Annotated in this window: 12 protein-coding genes and 1 pseudogene; 2 read left to right on the forward strand and 11 right to left on the reverse strand. The window is 66.6% G+C overall.

What is annotated here, in order from left to right; genetic code table 11:
• A pseudogene (locus tag AZG88_RS04735) lies at positions 1 to 761 on the forward strand (hypothetical protein); the annotation flags it as partial.
• Positions 761 to 1,612 carry a formate dehydrogenase accessory sulfurtransferase FdhD gene (gene fdhD, locus AZG88_RS04740; RefSeq protein WP_061697074.1) on the forward strand — a complete coding sequence of 284 codons (852 nt, stop codon included), beginning with the start codon at positions 761 to 763 and terminating at the stop codon, positions 1,610 to 1,612. The pseudogene AZG88_RS04735 and the gene fdhD, both read left to right, overlap by 1 nt.
• Before the next feature lie 104 nt (positions 1,613 to 1,716).
• Here fdhD and AZG88_RS04745 read toward each other — a convergent pair whose 3' ends face one another.
• From AZG88_RS04745 to AZG88_RS04790, 11 genes are all read right to left on the reverse strand, one after another.
• Entirely contained in the window at positions 1,717 to 2,745 is a 1,029-nt protein-coding gene (locus tag AZG88_RS04745; RefSeq protein ID WP_061697075.1) for a 3,4-dihydroxy-2-butanone-4-phosphate synthase, read from the reverse strand.
• 175 nt (positions 2,746 to 2,920) lie between these two features.
• Complete coding sequence (locus tag AZG88_RS04750) at positions 2,921 to 3,415, reverse strand: flavin reductase family protein (RefSeq protein WP_061697076.1); 495 nt, start codon at positions 3,413 to 3,415, stop codon at positions 2,921 to 2,923.
• A gap of 27 nt (positions 3,416 to 3,442) precedes the next feature.
• On the reverse strand, positions 3,443 to 4,690 hold the full coding sequence (locus tag AZG88_RS04755) for an acyl-CoA dehydrogenase family protein (RefSeq protein ID WP_061697077.1): 1,248 nt from the start codon (positions 4,688 to 4,690) through the stop codon (positions 3,443 to 3,445).
• Complete coding sequence (locus AZG88_RS51500; RefSeq protein ID WP_156517424.1) at positions 4,687 to 4,935, reverse strand: hypothetical protein; 249 nt, start codon at positions 4,933 to 4,935, stop codon at positions 4,687 to 4,689. Before AZG88_RS51500 ends, AZG88_RS04755 begins: the two co-directional genes overlap by 4 nt.
• 281 nt (positions 4,936 to 5,216) lie before the next feature.
• On the reverse strand, positions 5,217 to 6,338 hold the full coding sequence (locus AZG88_RS04760) for a porin PorA family protein (protein ID WP_231913819.1): 1,122 nt from the start codon (positions 6,336 to 6,338) through the stop codon (positions 5,217 to 5,219).
• Between the two features lie 427 nt (positions 6,339 to 6,765).
• On the reverse strand, positions 6,766 to 10,239 hold the full coding sequence (locus AZG88_RS04765) for a serine/threonine-protein kinase (protein ID WP_082833231.1): 3,474 nt from the start codon (positions 10,237 to 10,239) through the stop codon (positions 6,766 to 6,768).
• 312 nt (positions 10,240 to 10,551) lie between these two features.
• Positions 10,552 to 10,788, reverse strand: coding sequence for a hypothetical protein (locus tag AZG88_RS04770; protein WP_061697078.1), 237 nt, complete (start codon positions 10,786 to 10,788; stop codon positions 10,552 to 10,554).
• A 78-nt stretch (positions 10,789 to 10,866) separates the two neighbouring features.
• Positions 10,867 to 13,875 (reverse strand): helix-turn-helix transcriptional regulator, encoded by a 3,009-nt coding sequence (locus AZG88_RS04775; protein ID WP_061697079.1) that lies wholly within the window; start codon positions 13,873 to 13,875, stop codon positions 10,867 to 10,869.
• Between the two features lie 10 nt (positions 13,876 to 13,885).
• Positions 13,886 to 14,935, reverse strand: coding sequence for a porin PorA family protein (locus AZG88_RS04780; protein ID WP_063886777.1), 1,050 nt, complete (start codon positions 14,933 to 14,935; stop codon positions 13,886 to 13,888).
• Between the two features lie 373 nt (positions 14,936 to 15,308).
• Complete coding sequence (locus AZG88_RS04785; RefSeq protein WP_061697081.1) at positions 15,309 to 16,649, reverse strand: glycine cleavage T C-terminal barrel domain-containing protein; 1,341 nt, start codon at positions 16,647 to 16,649, stop codon at positions 15,309 to 15,311.
• A 225-nt stretch (positions 16,650 to 16,874) separates the two neighbouring features.
• Positions 16,875 to 18,125: an aminodeoxychorismate synthase component I gene (locus AZG88_RS04790; protein WP_061697082.1), complete on the reverse strand. Its 1,251-nt coding sequence runs from the start codon at positions 18,123 to 18,125 to the stop codon at positions 16,875 to 16,877.
• Positions 18,126 to 18,185 lie beyond the last annotated feature (60 nt).

An 18,185-nucleotide genomic window follows, 5' to 3' on the forward strand; every position in this document is an offset into this window, starting at 1 on the left:
CCTCGTTGGGCCGCACCGACCGCGACGTGCAGTCCGGCGGGAAGCAGAAGGTGTCGGTGGAGGATTCGATGTCGATGGTGCACCTCTCGCGGGGGAACCTGCCGCCGGCAAGCGACCAGTTGCGCAGCGAGGTGGCGATCGTGTGCGGGATCGCGCAGGCACTGTTCGGGCCGGACCATTCGGTGCCGTGGCAGGAGTTCACCGCCGACTACGACCGCATCCGCGATTCCATCGCACGGGTGATCCCCGGGTTCGAGGACTTCAACCGCAAGGTCCGCCGGCCGGACGGGTTCGCGCTGCCGCACCCGCCGCGGGACGAACGCCGGTTCGTCACCGGCACGGGGAAGGCGAACTTCACGGTCAGCGCACTGTCCTGGCTGCCCGTGCCGGAGGGAAAGCTGATCTTGCAGACGATGCGGTCGCACGATCAGTACAACACCACCATCTACGGTCTCGACGACCGCTACCGCGGAGTGAAGGGCGGCCGGCGGGTGCTGTTCATCAGCACGCAGGACCTCGAATCGTTCGGGTACGCCGCGGGGGATCGGGTGGATCTGGTCTCCGAGTGGACCACCCGGGACGGGACGGTGCAGGAGCGGCGCGCCGACGATTTCCGCCTGGTGCCCTACCCGACGCCGGTCGGGAACGTGGCCGCCTACTACCCGGAGACGAATCCGCTGATCCCGCTCGATCACGTGGCGGTCAAGTCGAACACCCCGGTGTCGAAGGCGATCACCATCCGCCTCGAACGGCGGCCCTGATGGGGCGTGTGACCACCCGGACCCCGGTCACCCGGATCACCGACACCCGGCAGTCGACCCGACCGGACACGGTGGTGGTGGAGGAGCCGCTCGAGATCCGGGTGAACGGGACGCCGCTGGCGGTCACCATGCGCACCCCCGGTTCCGATGTCGAACTGGCGCAGGGGTTTCTGCTGACCGAGGGCATCATCGGCGACCGCGCGGACATCGCGTCGATCCGCTACTGCAACAGCGTCGACGACAACGGTGTCAACACCTACAACGTCCTCGACGTCGATCTCGCGCCTGGGGTGTTCCTGCCCGACACCGGCATCGAACGCAACTTCTACACCACCTCCTCCTGCGGGGTGTGCGGGAAGGCGTCGCTGGACGCGATCCGGCAACGCACGAAGCATTCCCCGGCCACCGACACGGTGCGGGTGCCGGCCGCGACGATCGCGGAACTCCCCGACCGGTTGCGGGCCGCGCAAAAGGTGTTCGAGACAACCGGCGGGTTGCACGCGGCCGGGTTGTTCACCGCCGCCGGACAACTCCTCGCGATCAAGGAGGACGTGGGGCGGCACAATGCCGTCGACAAGCTGATCGGCTGGGCCACCGAACAGTACCGCGTCCCCCTGCGGGGCACGGTGCTGCTCGTGTCCGGCCGGGCGTCGTTCGAACTCGCGCAGAAGGCGGTGATGGCCGGCATCCCGATCCTCGCCGCCGTCTCCGCCCCGTCGTCGCTGGCGATCGACCTCGCCCACGACACCGGACTGACCCTCATCGGGTTCCTCCGTGGCACCACGATGAACATCTACACCCACCCCAACCGCGTCACTGATGGGCGTCCGCTTGCCGTGTTGGAATATTGACCCCGCTGGGCGTGATCGGCGCCAGCCTTCCAGCGAAGCACGACAGTGGCCGGCTCCGGGGACCGTGATGGTCCGGGAGCCGGCAGTTGTTGATACCTGGTACCTCAGAGGTGGTCTGCCCAGGGCACCATGTCGACGTCGACGCGGACCGACTCGAGACCGGTTGCCTGTAGCAGTCGGCGCAGTGTGCTGTGGCTGGTTCCGATCCGGTCGATCAGGGCATTGCGGTGGTCACGAGATTCTGTGCTGTCGTGGCAGGTGGCCGCGACCAGAATGTGTGGAAATCGGGAGCGTGCACCTACTTCCGCGAAGAGGTGTTCGGTCGGCACCCCCCAGAGGGGCACGTCGCTCGCCCCATCCATCTCGCCGATGAACAGGCACGTCCAGCGTCCCTGGTCATCATCGATCACGGCCATCCGGGCGGGACCGGCGGGCAGTTCGAAATGCGAATCGAAGGCGGTGGCCGGTGAGGCGCCGAGCGCGATGTCACCGACTGCAATCAGGGGCAGGCCGTGACGCTTCGCGAACCGTGTCAGGTCGGGTCCGGTGGCCAGGTCCGTGGGGTTTGCAGTTCCGACGACGGTGGCAAACACCGCTGCGGGACGATGACCACTTGCGGTGACCAAATGCAATGCGGTATCGGCGAATCCGAGAGGGTATCGGTCGGTGTCGACGCGCACAGGGACGAGGTGGCCCGGCCGAGTGAAGGCGTCAGCGGTGGAGTCGATGTCCGCCAGCCTTCGTGCCGTGGTGGTGCGGTCGGCGGCCGAGATTCCGGTACCGACCCCGTCTGCGGCGTCCACGCTGACACACTGCGGGTCGGTGGGGTCGTCGGCGCCGCACTGTGCGGTCAATCCGAGGGCGGCGCACCGCTCGGCAGGAAGGGCGACCTGGAGGAACCCTGAGGTGTGGCGCACCGTGAAGGCGATCGTCTGCGCCGTGGCGCTGTCGGCGGCGGACACAATCTCGCCACGACATGGCCGGTCGATGTCGTCGCAGAGGACAACCCCGCGTCCCGCGGCCAGAGCGGCGGTGGCCGCGCTGATTCGTGCATGGCGGCCGCGTTCGGCGCAGGTCGGGGTGAGGTTGATCAGCTGGGCGAACATAGTTTCCGCCTCATACATCACCGTCATGATCAGATCCTTTTCCTGGTTGGGCCGAAATGGTCAGGTCAGGAGGAGCGAGCTGATCCCGATTCCGAGCAGAGCGCGACCGTAGTTCCCGCCGAAGAACTGGCGGCGGATCGCGGTCGAAGGGTGCGACGTCGATCATGAAAGCTCTCCGAAGTCGAGGGCTGGACGCGCCGGTCTATGAGTTGTGCGGCTGGTGGGTTCCGAACAGCCGTCCGTGGTAGACGAGCGGGCTGCCGTCGGTGAGTTCGGCGGCGTCGACGGTGCCGAGAGCGATGACGTGGTCACCGCCGTCCACGAGGTCGGCGACGGTGCAGGCGATCCATCCCGGGGCACCGGGGATTCGCGGTAGGTCGTGGTCGAGGTCCCAGCGGGTGCCGTGGAACTTGCCGACCCCGCCCTTCTTCGCGAACGACAGGGCGGTTGCGGCCTGGTGGGCGCCGAGAATGTTGAGTCCGAAGCGGCCGGATTCGCGGATCAGTTCCAACGTCTCGGATCCGCGGTCGAGGGAGACCAGCACCATCGGCGGGTTCATCGACAATGACGCGAACGCGCTGACGGTGGTGCCGTAGGGCATGCCACCGGCGATGGCGGTGACGATGGAGACTGGTGTCGCGACGCTGGCCATGACCTCCTTGAACGAGGCCTGGACATCGTGTTCCGTGGTGGTCATTGTGTGCTTCCTTGTTCGATGTCGATCTCAGCCGGTGATGTCGCGGCCGAGGAGTTGGCGGGCGATGATCCATTTCTGGACCTCGTTGGCGCCCTCGTAAATTTCGCCGATCTTGCTGTCGCGATAGATCGCCTCGACCGGGCCGGGGGTGCCGTCGGCGCCGAGTTCACGGGTGAACCCGAGGCCGCCGAACACCTGGACGGCGTCGCGGGCGATCGTGACGGACAGTTCGGTGCCGGCCAGTTTGGCCATCGCCGCTTCCGGTTCGGGGAACGGGTTACCTTCGTCGAGGCGGATCGCGGCCTTGATGTAGAGGCTGCGGGCGGATTCGAGGGCGAGCGCGTGATCGGCCATCAGGAACTGCCAGTGCTGCATCGAACCGAGCTTGCGGCCGAATGCCTCCCGGGTTGAAAGCCGGTCGGCCATGTGATCGAATGCGGCCTGCGCCATTCCGACTCCGGCGGCCGCGATCCCGATCCGACCGTAGGTCAGGGTGGACAGGGCGATCTTCAGCCCGCCGCCTTCGGTGCCGAGGATCGCGTCCTCGGGCAGTTCGACGCCATCGAGGATGACGTCGGCGGTGAGCTGCCCCTTGTTCCCGAGTTTGCGGTCCGCCCGGCCGACGGTGACGCCGGGGGTGGTGGTGGGGACGATGAACAGGGACAGCCGCTCGCCGGTGCGGGCGAGGATGACGATGACGTCGGCGACCGGGGAGTTGGTGATCCACCGTTTGCGCCCATCCAGACGCCACCCGCCGGGGGTCCTGGTGGCTACGGTCTGCACCGCCTGCGGGGACAGGTCACTGGAGGCGCCGGGCTCACTGGTGGCGAATGCGCCGATGATCTCTCCGCGCACCAGTGGGGTGAGCCAGCGGCCGCGTTGTTCGGGTGAGCCCTGGTTGAGGGCGTTGCCGGAGAGGATGCAGTGCACGTCGAAGATCGCGGCGACGCTGTTGGAGTAATAGGCCAGTTCTTCGACGACCGCCGCGGTCGCCGACGCGGGCCGGGCCAGTCCGGCGCCGTGCACGTCGGCGGGGAACGGGATCTCGAAGATCTTCTGGTTCGCCATGGAGCCGAACACGTCGAAGGGGAACCCGTCGTCGACCTCGTCGCCGGCGGCGATCCGGGCGGCGGCGGGGGCGACGTACTTGGTCGCGAATTCCCGGGCCCGGGTGCGGATCTCGCTCGTTTCGGTACTCGACTGAGTGTCGTGGTACAGCCGGTCGGCCTGACGCGCCGGCGCCTGCGTCGTTGTGGTCTCGTTCGTGAGGGTCATCGAATCACCCGATGGGGAAGCGTCTGTACCTGGATCATGGGTTCAAAACCTTTCAACGAAATATGGCAATACTGCTGATCGGCCGAGCAAGTCGCCCCTGCCGGGAATCCGCCAGTCGTGCTGCCCGTGTAACGGCACCTGGGATAATCCTGTGTGAAGCGCCACACAAGCGCTTGGCTCGGCAGACCAAAGTTATGCACGGCGATTGCGTTCGCCGCCCACCCCTGCTGTGTGTCGGTGGTCATCCGGCGTCTTTACGCCCAGGTCGCAGAGTTGCTCGCGACACGCAGATCGATGCTCGTGGACTTCCGGAATTGGGCAGCGGTGCGCGAAGCCGGCCGTCTGACAGATTGCACCGCTATCCGTCGCACTCGGTGCGTCCAAGTTCCTCGGTGCAATCCCCGATCAAGTGCCGACGGACTCTGCATTGAATTAGTCATAAGCTGGTTTCAACTTTCCATGCCGAACGATTAAGTGCGGGGAGGCCGCCTAAAAGGTGGCCACCCCGCACCCGTCATCCACCGAGCTAGACCCGGGATTCTTCCGCCGGGATCTCCTGCGCCGATGCCGGTGTACTCGCACGGCGCCGCATCAGGGCGACGGCGATGAGCACCACACCGAGTGCCGCGAGGACGATCGGCGTCACCACGCTGAGCAAAAACAGCATTCGGGACTGCGATGCGGCGGCGGATGCGGCATCGGCGACGGACTGCTCGGTCAGTTTCGTGTCCAACGCGAGCACCGGGATCAGGCTCACGTTCTGGCCGTCGACCTCCACGTTCGCGATTACCTGTTGATTCAATGCCCCGTCGATCGGCGTGCCCAGCGTCTGGTCCGCCGACAGCGACACCTTCGACACGGCGGTGTAGTTGAACGGAACCGGATCGGGCACCGTCGCGAGTGCCGGCCCGAGTTTGGCCTGTAGATCGGCGGGCAACAGCGGCGCCAGCCCGGCCAGCTGCGACTTCGGAAGCGCCGGCGGCAAGGCGGCGAGGATCGCCGGATCCTGCAACGACCCCTGCGCCTGCGCCGTGTAGTTCAACACCTCCCGCCCGGACACCGTGCCGGAATCGACATAGGTCAGCGGAACCGTCGTCTTCGTCGCGGAATCGTACAACGAAAATTCCTCAGCAGCATCGGGATACAAGGGAAGACCGATTGTCAGGCCCGCGTGCTGCTCCGCTTCGGTCCCGGACACAGTGCCACCGGCGTCCATCGTCCGCCGATCCAGAACATAGGTGTGGTTGCTCGGTAGCGACACTCCCCCGGGCGCGGACACCGTAATGTCGTCGTGGGCGACCGCGTTGTCACCAGCGGTTTCGGAGACGTAGATGTGCCGGTCCACCGACACCGGCACATCCGAGGCGATCACGTTGCCGAAATCTCCCGCCTGCAACGCAGCCGCATTCAGCAGTGTGCCAGTGCCCTCGTACCGGGCAGTCACATCGACGCTGCCGGGCAACTTGGCCATCGCCGGTACCACAAGGAAACGAATCACGGCGGCAAGGATTAAAAACCCCACCCCCAATATGATCAAGATCTTGGACGAGCGACGTAGAGCCACAAGGGCCTCCTCGGCAATTGATTTCTTGGTCCCAATGCAACCCGAACTGGTGGGCTGGATCACATAGTGCAGCGACTGTGTCACCCGCCACCGCTAGCGGTGTAGGTCCGCAAGCCCGAAACTTGGGCCGAACATAGGGCTGACAGCCAATTGCTACGACCGGCCAGCACGGTTTAGGCGAACCTGTCGTGTCGACCCACAACAGCCCAAGCTCGGTGTCGCATTCATCGAGATCTACGCCGGCCTCGAAGAGCCAAGCTGAACACGACGATAATGTTCTCCACGGTCTGAACCAATGCCTCCGCCCTGGCGGACGTGACTACCGCGCTCGGTGAGGAGGCGTGGCCCTGCACTTCGTCGCCGTGGCCACCAACGCCGTGAAAGTAGCCGAGTTCGGGATCGACCGACAACATGTGAGTCCACGCATGATGGTGCCGTAGTCAGAAGTTCGCCTCGAAGTCGGAGCACATAGCGTCGAGCGACATTGCACCGACCTCTGGGCTGAAACTGGTCAGGTCGGTTGCTTCTCCAATTGAGTGAGGTATTCATCCAAGGTGGTGGAGACGGCAACGTCTGCGTGCAACTGAAGATGTGCCCGAAGATTCCCTGCCAGTCGGGCTACCTCAGGTCCGGCGTCCAGCACCGGTCGTACCAGTCCGAGTTCAGCGCACTGCTCCGCGAGCGGCAACAGCTCTGTCAGCGCGGCATCCTCGTGTCCCAGGGTGGCCAACACTTCCACCTGCAGCAAGGCAGCGTTGAGGGATGCCCGCGCTCGGACCCGTCGATCGATCGACTCGCCGAGGGCGTGTGCCCTTGTGTAGACGGACCCGAGGTCCTGATCGTGTGCGGTCAGTGCTGCCCGGATCGCCGAGTCCTCCTCCATTTCGAAGATGACGACGGCGATTCCGTTGTTCCGGTCGGCCGGTTGTCGGCTCTCGAGGTCGACAGCCGGGGTTCCGGAGGCCGCGTGTCCGATTCCGGCTCGAACTCGCTCATTGGCGATTCGCGCTGCCAACCGGGGCAACACCAGCTGCTGCGCCAGCCGGGCACCCTCATCGAGACGCGCCTTCGCCGCATCCGTCTGCCCGAGCAGAATTTTCAGTCGGGCACCCGTGCCGTAGGTGGCGACCATGAAGTCGACGGTGCCTCCCTCGGCGCCCAGGGTGTGACTGCGGTCGAGGAGTTGGTCCGCCTCGGTGAGGTGACCTTGTTCGTACAGCAGGTCGCCGAGCAGAGCTGCGGTGAGCCGGGCGCCGTAGCCGAGACCCGCTTCGGCGTCGGAGGCCAGTGCCATGGCGTGCCGGAAACTCGCCTCCGCCGCCGGCAGATCGAGTTGTTCCCGGGCGGCGATCCCGGCCATGCAGTATCCGTATATCACGCTGAAGGGCCCGGTGGAACGTTGATGGAAGGGCACCGCCCACTTCTGCCATCGACGGGCGTCGTCGAAATCGAACCGGTAGATGGCGCGGAAGGACGCGACGTCCGCGGCTCCGCACAATATCCATGGTCGCAGTGTGTCCGCCCGAGCCATGCACTGTTCGACGGCCTCGTCGAGCCCGTCGATCTTGTCGTCGAACACGGTGACCGCGGCTCGAATGAAGGTCGCCTCCACGCGCATATCTTCAACCATGCTGTCGGCGCCGCCGCTGGTCAGGGCGGCCTCCGCGACGGAGAGGAGCTGTTCGGCGTCGCGCGGGTGATGCAGCAGCGCGTGCGCCCACGCGAGCGCGATCTGCAGGCGGGCCCGGCCGGCAGTCCCGCTCGCCGGCAGTTTCGCGGCGAGGCCGAGAAGCGTGCCCATCTGCGACTGCTCGAGCAGGTCCATTGCGGCGTTCTCGACGAGCGTGACGGCGTCGTTCTCGGCACCGGCGAAGAGGTAGTGGTCGACCGCCTGGCTGAGAAGGTGCCGGTCCGCGAGCCACTGGCCGGCTCGCCGATGGAGCTCGACGATTCGGTCGGGGTCGTCACGCTCGAGGCGGTGTTGAAGGAACTCGGCGAACAGATGGTGGTAGCGGAACCACTCCCCCTCCTCGTCGAGCCGTCGCAGGAACAGATCGCGTGACTCGATGTCCTCGAGCGCCGCTTGGCCTTCCTGGCCACTGGTGAGCGCGCGTGCCAAACTGCCGCATATCTTTTCGGTGATCGACGTTGCGAGGAGGAGATCGAGGGTGCGTCGATCGAGAGTGCCGAGGACGTTCTCGGCCAGATACTCGCCGATGGCCCGGTTCCCTCCGGACAGATGCTCGATCAGCCTCCGCGGGTTCGGGTGGTCGCGTAATGCCAGCGAGACCAGTTGCAGTGCCGCCGCCCATCCGTCGGTCGACTGTTCGAGCTCGACGATGTCAGGTTCGTCCAGGACGAAGCCGGTGCGGTCGAGCAGCAGCTGCGTCGACTCGAGTATGTCGAAACGCAGTGCTGCGGAATCTATTTCAACAAACTCGTTGTGCACGCTCATTCTGCTCAGCGGGAGGCCGAGGCGGGTTCGGCTGGTGACGATCAGGTGCAGGTGGTGGCAGCCGTGCTCGAGGAGGAACGCCAGTGCCGACCGTGTGTCCTTGTTGCTCACCCGGTGCCAGTCGTCGATAACCAGGGCGACGTGGTGGTCAGAGGAATGAAGCTTGTCGATCAACGAGGTCAGAACGTACCTTTCGCGGCCGGCGCCGTGGAGTTCGAGTTCACGAACCAGCTCTCGGCCGAAGGCTGGTTGTGCGACGGCGATGGATTCGATCAGGTGGGTGAGGAACCAGATGAGGGTGTTGTCGTCGTTGTCGATGGTCAGCCACGCAGTGGCCACCTCTTCCTCGCGCAGGGCCGCGAGGCGTTGGGCGGCGAGGGTGCTTTTGCCGAATCCCGCGGGTGCGTGAATCAGCACCAGGCGCCGGCGACCGCTGCGGCGCAGGCGTTCGAGCAGGTGCGTGCGCGCCACCGCCGTACCCGGTGTGACCGGTGGGCGGTACTTGGTGGACGCACTCGGTGGGGCGGGGTGATCGAGCCGGGTCCCGTTGCCGCGTCGGTATCGAAGATATTCCGACACGCCGACCTTGACCTCGTCCGTGGGTCGGAAGGGGCGGTCGTCGTCACCGACGATCGGGAGTGGGATGTCCGCCAGTGCGAGACCGATGTGTTCGCCCGCCCGTCGCAGCGCGGCGCCCAGGTCTGCAGCCGTGGTGGGGCGCTCCGCTGGGTCCCGGGCCATGGCCGACTCGATCACCTCGCACACCGCCTCCGGAACTTTCACGTCTCGTAGATCGGGCAGCGGCTCCGTGCCGATGCGCATCAGCTGGGCGAAGACCTGCTCCCCCTGGCGACGGGCAAACGCCGGTCGGCCCGCCAGTGCGGTGAACAGTGTCGCCCCGAGGCCGTAGACATCCGTGACCACCGACGCGTCGGCGCCGCTGAGCAGTTCCGGGGCGGTGTACGCGGGGGACCCGGCCACCAGACCCCGGGTGGTCTCCTCGCCTCCGGTGATACGGGCGATGCCGAAGTCGGTCAACTGCGGCTCGCCGTACTCGGTCAACAGGATGTTGCCCGGTTTGATGTCGCGATGCAGCACTCCCGCGCGGTGCGCGGTCTCCAGAGCACCGGCGAGTTTGACACCGACGGCCAGTGCCTCGGCGGCCGTCAAGGCACCGTGGTTGGTGATCCAGGAGTCGAGGGAATCGCGGCGATGAAACGGCATCACAATATAGGGGCGACCGGTGTAGGTGATTCCCGCTTGCAGCACATGGACGATGTTCGGGTGCCCGGACAACCGCCCCATCGCCTGCTGCTCGCGCAAAAAACGCGCACGATCCATGTGATCCGGATCCGGACTCAGAACTTTGACGGCAACTACCCGGTCGAGCGTCGGCTGCCGGCATCGGTACACGATGCCGAAACCGCCGCGGCCAGCGATGCACGCGTCCTCGAAACCTTCAGCCGCCAACTCCGCGACAACGTCGGCATCGACCTGTCGTTGCGTGTTGCCTGTGGTGTCGTCCGTCATGGGCAAGCCTCACAGCGCCGTGACCGGTTCGCCGATACGCCGCGCCCGCACCATGCGCCATTTGCCCATCGGATCTCCTCGAGATGTGACTGTCTCATTCTAGATTCAGGCAGCCGTATAGTCGCCGGGAAGCACGTGTCGACGTCGGAATCCGGAGACTGGGGCGTTGGGCAGAGCCGACATCCGGGCTGCACATCTCTGATCAGGGCGTTCAGGCGTCCGACCGCATCCCCGATTCGCGATCCCGACCTGGGGCCCATGTCGCTTGTCGACGAAACGTGGTCAGGACGATCCCTCGCCATCGTCGAATGGTCAGCGAAGGCCCTCCGTCCGCGGGAGTGCGTGGTGCGGTTGGGGGTACTCGCGCTGGTGCACCATGTGCTGGCCCTGCGAGTCGGCAGAGAAGCCTGTTCCGCTCACAGTGATCCAGCGTTGCTGGATTCGGGCGAGCGCGATCTGCCGTACGAGGTGCTGGATGAATGCCGAAGACCGGCTGTATGTGAGCGGGCCCGCGAGGGCGGTGACGGCGTGGATGGCCAGTAGGAGCACGCGGAGGTTCCTCACTATCGGATGCCGTACGCAGGAGGGCGGATACGTCCCTGCGCTTGATGCGTTCGGGGGTGTGGTTCAGGCCGGTGTACCGGTGGGATGTTCGCCGTCGCTGTCGAGCGCCGCACGCAGCGCGTCCCGCGAGTCGATGTCGAGTTTCCGGTAGATGTTGCGCCGGTGCCATTCGACAGTGCTCATCGTCAGGTAGAGCGTTTCGGCGATGCTCCGAGTGGTCAGTCCGTCCGCGAACAGTGCGGCGATACGTTGCTCGCTGGGCGTGAGGGCATTGAGACCGTGGATGACCTGTCGGCGGGGTCGTGCGCCACTGACGAGCAGTTCCTGATGGGCCTGTCGTTCGACTGCCGTCGCCCCGGAGCGGTGGGCGAGATCGAGTGCCTCGCGCAACGTCTCGCGAGACCGAACTTTCTTCCCGATCCGGCGTTGCGCGGATCCCAATTCGATGAGGGTGCGGGCGAGCTCGAGCGGCGAGCTTTCGGCGGATTCGAGGACGGTGACCGACTCTTCGAGTAGGGCGATCTCGGGGTTGGGTGAGGCCACCAATGCTCGCTCACGCAGGGCCGAGCCCAGGGTGGAGCAGAGACCGAACTGGCGTGCGAGCTCGATGTCGCGGTCGATCAGCTCGATGGCGGCTTCGGTTCTCCCGGCCGCGTGCAGGGCGCGGCCGGCGAGGGAGCGCCAGGGGGCGAGCATGTAGCCGGGGTTGTGGAAGCGGTTGTTCTCGAGGAGCTTCCCGACGCGCAGGAAGTCATCGGATGCGCCGTGGAAGTCACTCTGCAGGAGGCGCAACCGGCCACGCGCCATGTAGAACCAGACATTCAGCGTGCGTGTTTCACGGCTACGCAGTTGCGCCTCGGCGTCGTGGAGGACTTCGGCTGCCTGGTCGAGTTCGCCGCGGTCGATCAGGCAGTAGGCCAGAATTCCCTGCGGGGCGGGGACGGTCGAGTTCCATCCGCGTTTCATTCCGATGATCGCTGCCTGGGCATCGACCATTGCCTCGCTGACACGGCCGAGGGAGTACATCGCCATGGAACGGGCGAGGGAGATTTCGGCGAAGATCAGCGAGTCACCCCGCATCCGGGCGTCCGTGAGGACGCTGTCGGCGACTTCGGCGGCGTCGTGGGCGCGGCCGCACCAGGTCAGGGCGAGGATGGCGTGGCTGATGGTCATGCCGTCGGAGGTTTCGCGCCAGAGCTTCACGCTGTCGCCGAGTGCCTGGAGAACCAATTCCGCGTGGTCGGCGGAGCGGGGTTCGGACATGGCGCGGAAGACTGCCAGGTGCAGGATCAGGAGTCGCTCGGCTGAGGTGAGGTCGGATTGTTTCGGGAAGGTCGTGGCCAGTGCGCTGACCCGTTGGTGGGCCTCGTGGGGGCGGTCGACCAGGTACGCCGCCGACGCCATGTAGCCGGCCTCGAATCGCAGCGCGAGGTCGCGGTCGGTGTGGGTGAAGGTGTCGGCTCCCTTGCGGAAGACGGTCAGGGCCTCCGCGGGGCGCCCGTATCGGAACAGGGTCTGGCCGAGTGCGTACATCGCTCGGGCCTGCTCGTCGGGTTCGTCGATCAGTTCGAGTGCGGACTCGAGGTGGACCAGGGAGTTGGTCTCCCCGGCAGCGGCTTCCATGATGCCGAGATCGATGAGCAGGTTCGCGTGCTGGCGCGGATCCTCATGCTGCATCGTCAAGGCCCGACGGAGGTATCCGGCCGCGGCGCTCGGGGCGCCCTTGCGTGCGGCGCTTTTCGCCGCCGAGTGCAGGGCTGTTCGTGCCCACTCGGAGTCGGTGGGCGCTCCTCGCATCAGGTGCACGGCAACTCCGTCCATGTCCGCCTCGGACGCCCTCAGCAGTTTCGCGGCTTCGAGGTGGCAGCGGGCGCGGTCGTTGGAGGGAAATTTGCGGTAGACCGCGGCACGAATCATGGGGTGGTAGAACGACAGGTTCGCCGCGCCGGCGAAGATCTGTGCGGCGGCGAGCCGTTCGGCGGCGACGGTGGCAGCGGCGAAGTCGAGCCCACTCAGCTCCGCCGCCGTCACCAGCGATGTCGAGGTACCCAGGACCGCAACGGCGCGTGCCAGTGCGAGCGCGTCGTCGCCGAGTCGGGCGATGCGGAGCATGACACTGCGGGTGACGGATTCGGGTGCGGTGTCCGGGACGGCGCCGTAGGGGTTGGCGGCGCCGACAGCCGAGCGGGAGTCCATCGCTGTGGCCAGTTCGCGAAGCAGGAAAGGGTTCCCGCGGGTCGCGGCCCAACTTTCGTCGATCAGAGCGTCGTTGTCGTCGGCGTCGGGAAGCAGTGTGTGCAGCAACTCCTTGACCGCGTCGCGGCTCAGTTCCGCAGGTTGCAGGGTGTGAGAAGCCTGCAGGGCGATGCGAGCGACGAGTTCGTTCTCGGCGGCCGGATCTCCGGTGCGCACCGCACCGACGATGATGACCGGAAGGTCGCCGAGTCGCTGGGCGAGGTAGAGCAGGAATCGCAACGACAGCTCGTCACCCCACTGCAGGTCGTCGGCGATCAGGACGAGGGGCCGCTCCTCGGCGAGATTGGCGATGAGCCAGTAGAGGCTGTGCAGCAGCACGAACTCGTCGGTGAGGGCGGTGGCGGTCTCATGCAAGGGTCGTCGGAGCATCGGCTCCACCAGGGCCGCGTGTCCGCGGAATACCGCTTCGAGTTCTACCTGCGAAGCCCGGGCGATCCGGGTTTCCAGCAGGCGCAGGGCGAGCCCGAGCGGGAATTCCTGCTCGAGCTCGCCCCCGCAGGTGGTCAACACTTCTGCGCCGAAGTCCTCGCCGATTGCCTGCGCTGCGGCCAGCAACCGTGATTTGCCGATTCCGCTGGGTCCTTCGATGAGCAGCATCTGGCCGTCACCGCGCGTTCCGCTGCGGACTGCGCGGGTGATCGCCTCGACCTCTCTGCCGCGTTCGAGGAGCGGGGCAGGGTTGTCGGTCGACTGCTCGGGGGTTGGCATATCCACCTTCTCCGCGAACGATGCGGCTCCCTGCTCGGGTTGGACCTCCCGCGCGGCGTCTTCCAAGACACCGGGCAGGTCGGTTGTCTCACCTTGTGTATACAACATTGTTGTCCGTCTATCGATCGATCGCGACAGACTCTTCTCCGGTGTGCGTCTCACGGGTCGGGGTGGCCGCCTGCGCTGGCGGGTGACGGCGCACGAACGCCACTACGAGTGCGATCACCCCGAGCAGGAGCAGCACGATCGGGGCCACGGTACCGAGCACGGTCAGTGCGGTGCTGATGCTCGCGGCCGTGTCGGCGGCTGCTTGCTGGCTCTCGGGTGTGACGGTGGCGTCCACGGCGAGTACCGGGGTGACGTCGGTGACGCTGCCGTTTGCCGAGACTCCCGCGGTGACCTGCTGCTGCAACCGGGCGTCGAGGACGACGCCGCTGGTGTTGTCGACGTAGAAGGTCAGCGTGGTGTCGGCGGTGTATGCCAGCGGCACCGGATCGGGCAGAGTCGGGACGAGGGGTCCGACGGCGGCCATCACGTCGGCGGGCAATGCCGGTGCGAGACTGGCCAGCAGGTTCTTCGGCCGCGCCGGTGGCAGGGTGGCCAGGGTTGCGTCGTCCTTCAGTGTTCCGGACACGGTGGTCGTGTAGACGCGTACCTCTCGGCCTTGCCGGGTGTCCTGGCCGGTATAGGTGATCGGTGCGCTGGTACGCGACTGCGGGTCCCAATAGGTGTAGCGGTCCTCCGGTGCCGGATGGACGGGGAAGGCGACGGTCAGCCCGGATGCCTGCTCCACCGCGGGTGCGCCGTCGGGGCCGCTGACGGCCTCGAGGCTGGTGCGGTCGACGGCGTAGGTGTGGGTGCTGGGCAGAACGGCCGGACCGGCCTGGATGGTCGCCTCGTCGGCGACGACGGCGGTGCTGCCACTGGTGTCGAGGACGTGGACCCGTCGGTCGATCGTGACCGGAATATCCTTGGCGATGGCGTTCGCGACGTCGCCGGTCTGCAGGGCATCCGCGTTGAGCAGTGTCGCGGTGCCGGTGTAGGTGACGGTGACATCGGTGTCCGACGGCAACTGGGCCATGTACGGAGTGACGACGAAGCGGGTGAGTGCGGCCAGTGCGATCAGCACGAGGCCGATCACCCCCCACACGGCAGATGAGCGTCGCATTTTCACAAAGGTCTCCAGTTCGGGCTGGGGCGAGGTCCTCGCCTCACCGGTGGCCGGCCACACCGCGGCGCGCCGAGAGGCGATTCGGTGGCGGCCGGCCTTCAGATGCCTGCACACAGAAGCTGGTTGAGCTGCGTTGCGGGCGAGAGTGGGGCGCTCACGCAGGTGGGATCCTCCGATTGATCCAGACCCCACCTGCGCGGTCCCGGCGGGCGCGTTGTGCGCCGGTCACAGATACCTATGACAGTCGTCAGCGCATTGCTGACCGCGACGCGCGTCTCGGTTCGAGCTCGGGTGGCACGATCACGTGCCGGTGGCGACGCAGCAGACCGACCCGGTCTGCTGCGTCGCAGCCACGAGGACATGCTGCGGTCTACACGGCCAGTGCCGGTTCCTCCTTGGACAGGTCGCGGCGGCGGCTGTCCTTCTTGTAGGGGGCCGGTGCGACCGTGGCCCGAATTTCGGTCTGCGGCGTGCCGGGCTTGCCCCACAACACGGTGACCTCGGTGCCGGGTTCGGCGTACTCGGTGTCGATGAAACTCAGCGCGAGGGTCTTGCGGAACCACCGGCTGTAGCCGGGGTGCGTCGCGTGGCCGATCTTCTTGCCGTCCTTGAGGATCCAGTCGACCCAGTTGCACACCAACTGCACCTCGGGGAGGTCGAACTGCTGGTAGACAGGACCGTCGGCGTAGAGCGAGGCGTGAATGCGCTTGACGTCCTCGCTGTTGAATTCGAGGGTGACGACCTGGCGGCGCGGGTGGGCGGCTTCCTTCTCGAGTGCCTCGCGGCCCGGGAAGTCGTGATCGAACGCGATGTTGCGGCCCCAGCCCATTTCGATCGGGCTGCGGTAGAGCTCCTTGAGGTCGTCACCGTCCCAGCTGCCGTCGAAGGAGGTCGAGAAGTTATGGCGCAGTGGACCGTTGAACGGTGATTCCACCCATTCCGGGGGGAGGTTCTCGTCCATGAACTTGTGGTAGTCGGCCTTGCTCTCGTCGGAGAGGGCGTTGAAGAAGTGCATTGCCCCGGTCGGGTAACAGGCCTCGAGGTGGTTGATCATGAAGGTGCGGGTACCGAGCCGGCGGATGCCGAAGTCCTTGCCGGCCTCGAGGATGGCTTCGAGGACCTTTCCGTGGTTCTCGATGGGCCCCTGAATCTCGAAGCCGATCTCACCGGCCATGCCCTGACGAAGGAAGGTCACGTCGATGTCGTTGATGACACCCTGACGGGTGTTCATGAACTTCACATCACGAAGCCCGGTCTCGGTGAGCTTTTCGATCACGGCCAGGGCCTTGGGCCCGGAGACCTGGAACTTGTGCGTGAGCGGGAACGAGACCTCGACGTCGTAGCCGCCCTTGCGGGCGTTGTACAGCGACCACTGTGGGGTGCCGACCTGATATTCGAAGTCGTCCTCGGCGTGCCGGAGCAAGATGCCCTCGGAGATGACCTTGCCGTCGTCGTTGCACTGGATGACGTGCTTGGCCTTACCGACCGGGAAGTTGACGAAATCGTTGACCGACAGGTCACGGAAGAGCTTGAGCGCGTCGGGTCCCTTGAAGCGGATCTGCGGGACGAAAGACCAGTCACCGACATAGCAATCGGTGTGCCACGACAGCTGCTCGTCCATCCATCCCGAGTGTTCGGGCGGCCCCATGACCGGAAAATATCCGACGGGCGCGATTCCCGTGAAGGCGCGGAAGGGTGCTGGGTCCGTCATTTGAGTTTCCTCCTGAAGATTGTGACCGCGACCACATCGGGCGGCCTTCGTCAGCGTATGTCGCACCACACCCAGTTTCGGCCCTCCGAACCCCCGGGGGTTTTGATCCCATGGGGTCCCCTGACCACCCCCGGGGGGGAGGGTCCCCTGCGGTGTTTGGGCAGGTGGAAGGGCCGTGCGGGTGTGTTTCCTGCACGGGGTTTGCGGTGGTGGGGGTGGGGTGGGTCAGGGCCGCGGGGTGAGTGCGGGGGCCCGGGTGGGGGTGAGGTCGATGATGCTGCGGGCCTTGTCGAGGCATTCCTGCCATTCCGCGGCGGGGTCGGAGTCGATGGTGATGCCGCCGCCGACGCCGAGGACGGCGCCGCCGGTGGGGGTGAACTCGACGGTGCGGATGGCGACGTTGAGTTCGAGGCCGGCCAGCGGGCTGCTCATCCCGACGGTGCCGCAGTACACCCCCCGAGGTTGTGGTTCCCAGCCGGAGATCAGTTGCCGGGCCCGTGTTTTCGGGCATCCGGTCACCGATGCGGGCGGGAAACTCGCCTCGAACAACTCGGCCGAGGTCGTGGCCGAAGGTATCTGTGCTTGCACGGTGGACACCAGATGCCACACCCCGGGGGCGGGGCGCACGCGCAGCAGGTCGGTGACGGTGACGGTGCCGGTGACGGCGAGGCGGCCGAGGTCGTTGCGGACCAGGTCGACGATCATCACGTTCTCGGCGACGTCCTTGGCCGAAACCCGCAGGGCGGCGGGATCGGCGGTGAGCGGCAGGGTCCCCTTGATGGGGCTGGAGGTGACGGTGGTGCCGTGGCGGGCCAGGTAGAGCTCGGGGGACAGGGAGGCGACCGCCCCCCAGTCGCCCTGCAGGTAGGCCGCCCGGGTGGGGTGGGTCTGGTCGATGCCGTCGGCGAAGAAGTCCGCGGGCCGGCCGGTGAGCTGCCCGGTGAACTGGGTGCAGATGCAGCTCTGGTACACCTCGCCGGCGCGGATCGCGTCCTTGCAGGCCTCGACGTTGTGGTGGTGGGAGGCGCGGTCCGGCGGTGTCCACCGCATCGACCAGTGCCCGGGTTCGGTGTGCGGATCGAGGGCGGCGGCGGCCACATCCGGTGGGCAGGGGGTGTCGGTGAGGGTTTCGTACCACCAGCATCCGTCGGTGTCGAGGCGCAGCACCGAGTCGGTCCAGCCGCCGGCGGCCGCGGGGAGCCGGCCCACCCCGTCCGGGTATCCCAGGTAGCCGATCCATCCGCCGCCGATCAGCGGGTCACCGGGAGCGGGCGGGCGGTCCGGGTGCCCGGAGGCGAACGCGGCCCGGGGTGCGACCGGCTGGGTGTGCAGGTGCGGGGCGATCACCGCGGCCGCGCCGAACCAGTGGCCGACCAGCGCGGCCGGGGCGGGCAGCAGCATCTGCCGGGCCCGGGTGTGCAGCGCCCGGAGCACCTCGGCGGGCCGGCCACCGGGCCCTAGACGTTGCAGGCGCACGGTCGGACACCCGGATCCCTCACGGGAGCAACCGGTTCCAGCACGTCGTCGGCAGCAGCG

Source organism: Rhodococcus sp. LB1 (genome assembly GCF_001583455.1).
GTDB classification, from domain to species: domain Bacteria; phylum Actinomycetota; class Actinomycetes; order Mycobacteriales; family Mycobacteriaceae; genus Rhodococcus_F; species Rhodococcus_F opacus.

Bases quoted from the DNA above. Each gene is read 5' to 3' on its own strand.
- AZG88_RS04750 (WP_061697076.1), bottom strand. From the start codon at position 3,415: ATGACCACCACGGAACACGATGTCCAGGCCTCGTTCAAGGAGGTCATG.
- AZG88_RS04785 (WP_061697081.1), bottom strand. From the start codon at position 16,649: ATGACGGACCCAGCACCCTTCCGCGCCTTCACGGGAATCGCGCCCGTC.
- fdhD (WP_061697074.1), top strand. From the start codon at position 761: ATGGGGCGTGTGACCACCCGGACCCCGGTCACCCGGATCACCGACACC.
- AZG88_RS04765 (WP_082833231.1), bottom strand. From the start codon at position 10,239: ATGACGGACGACACCACAGGCAACACGCAACGACAGGTCGATGCCGAC.
- AZG88_RS04755 (WP_061697077.1), bottom strand. From the start codon at position 4,690: ATGACCCTCACGAACGAGACCACAACGACGCAGGCGCCGGCGCGTCAG.
- AZG88_RS04780 (WP_063886777.1), bottom strand. From the start codon at position 14,935: ATGCGACGCTCATCTGCCGTGTGGGGGGTGATCGGCCTCGTGCTGATC.
- AZG88_RS51500 (WP_156517424.1), bottom strand. From the start codon at position 4,935: ATGACCACCGACACACAGCAGGGGTGGGCGGCGAACGCAATCGCCGTG.
- AZG88_RS04745 (WP_061697075.1), bottom strand. From the start codon at position 2,745: ATGACGGTGATGTATGAGGCGGAAACTATGTTCGCCCAGCTGATCAAC.
- AZG88_RS04775 (WP_061697079.1), bottom strand. From the start codon at position 13,875: ATGTTGTATACACAAGGTGAGACAACCGACCTGCCCGGTGTCTTGGAA.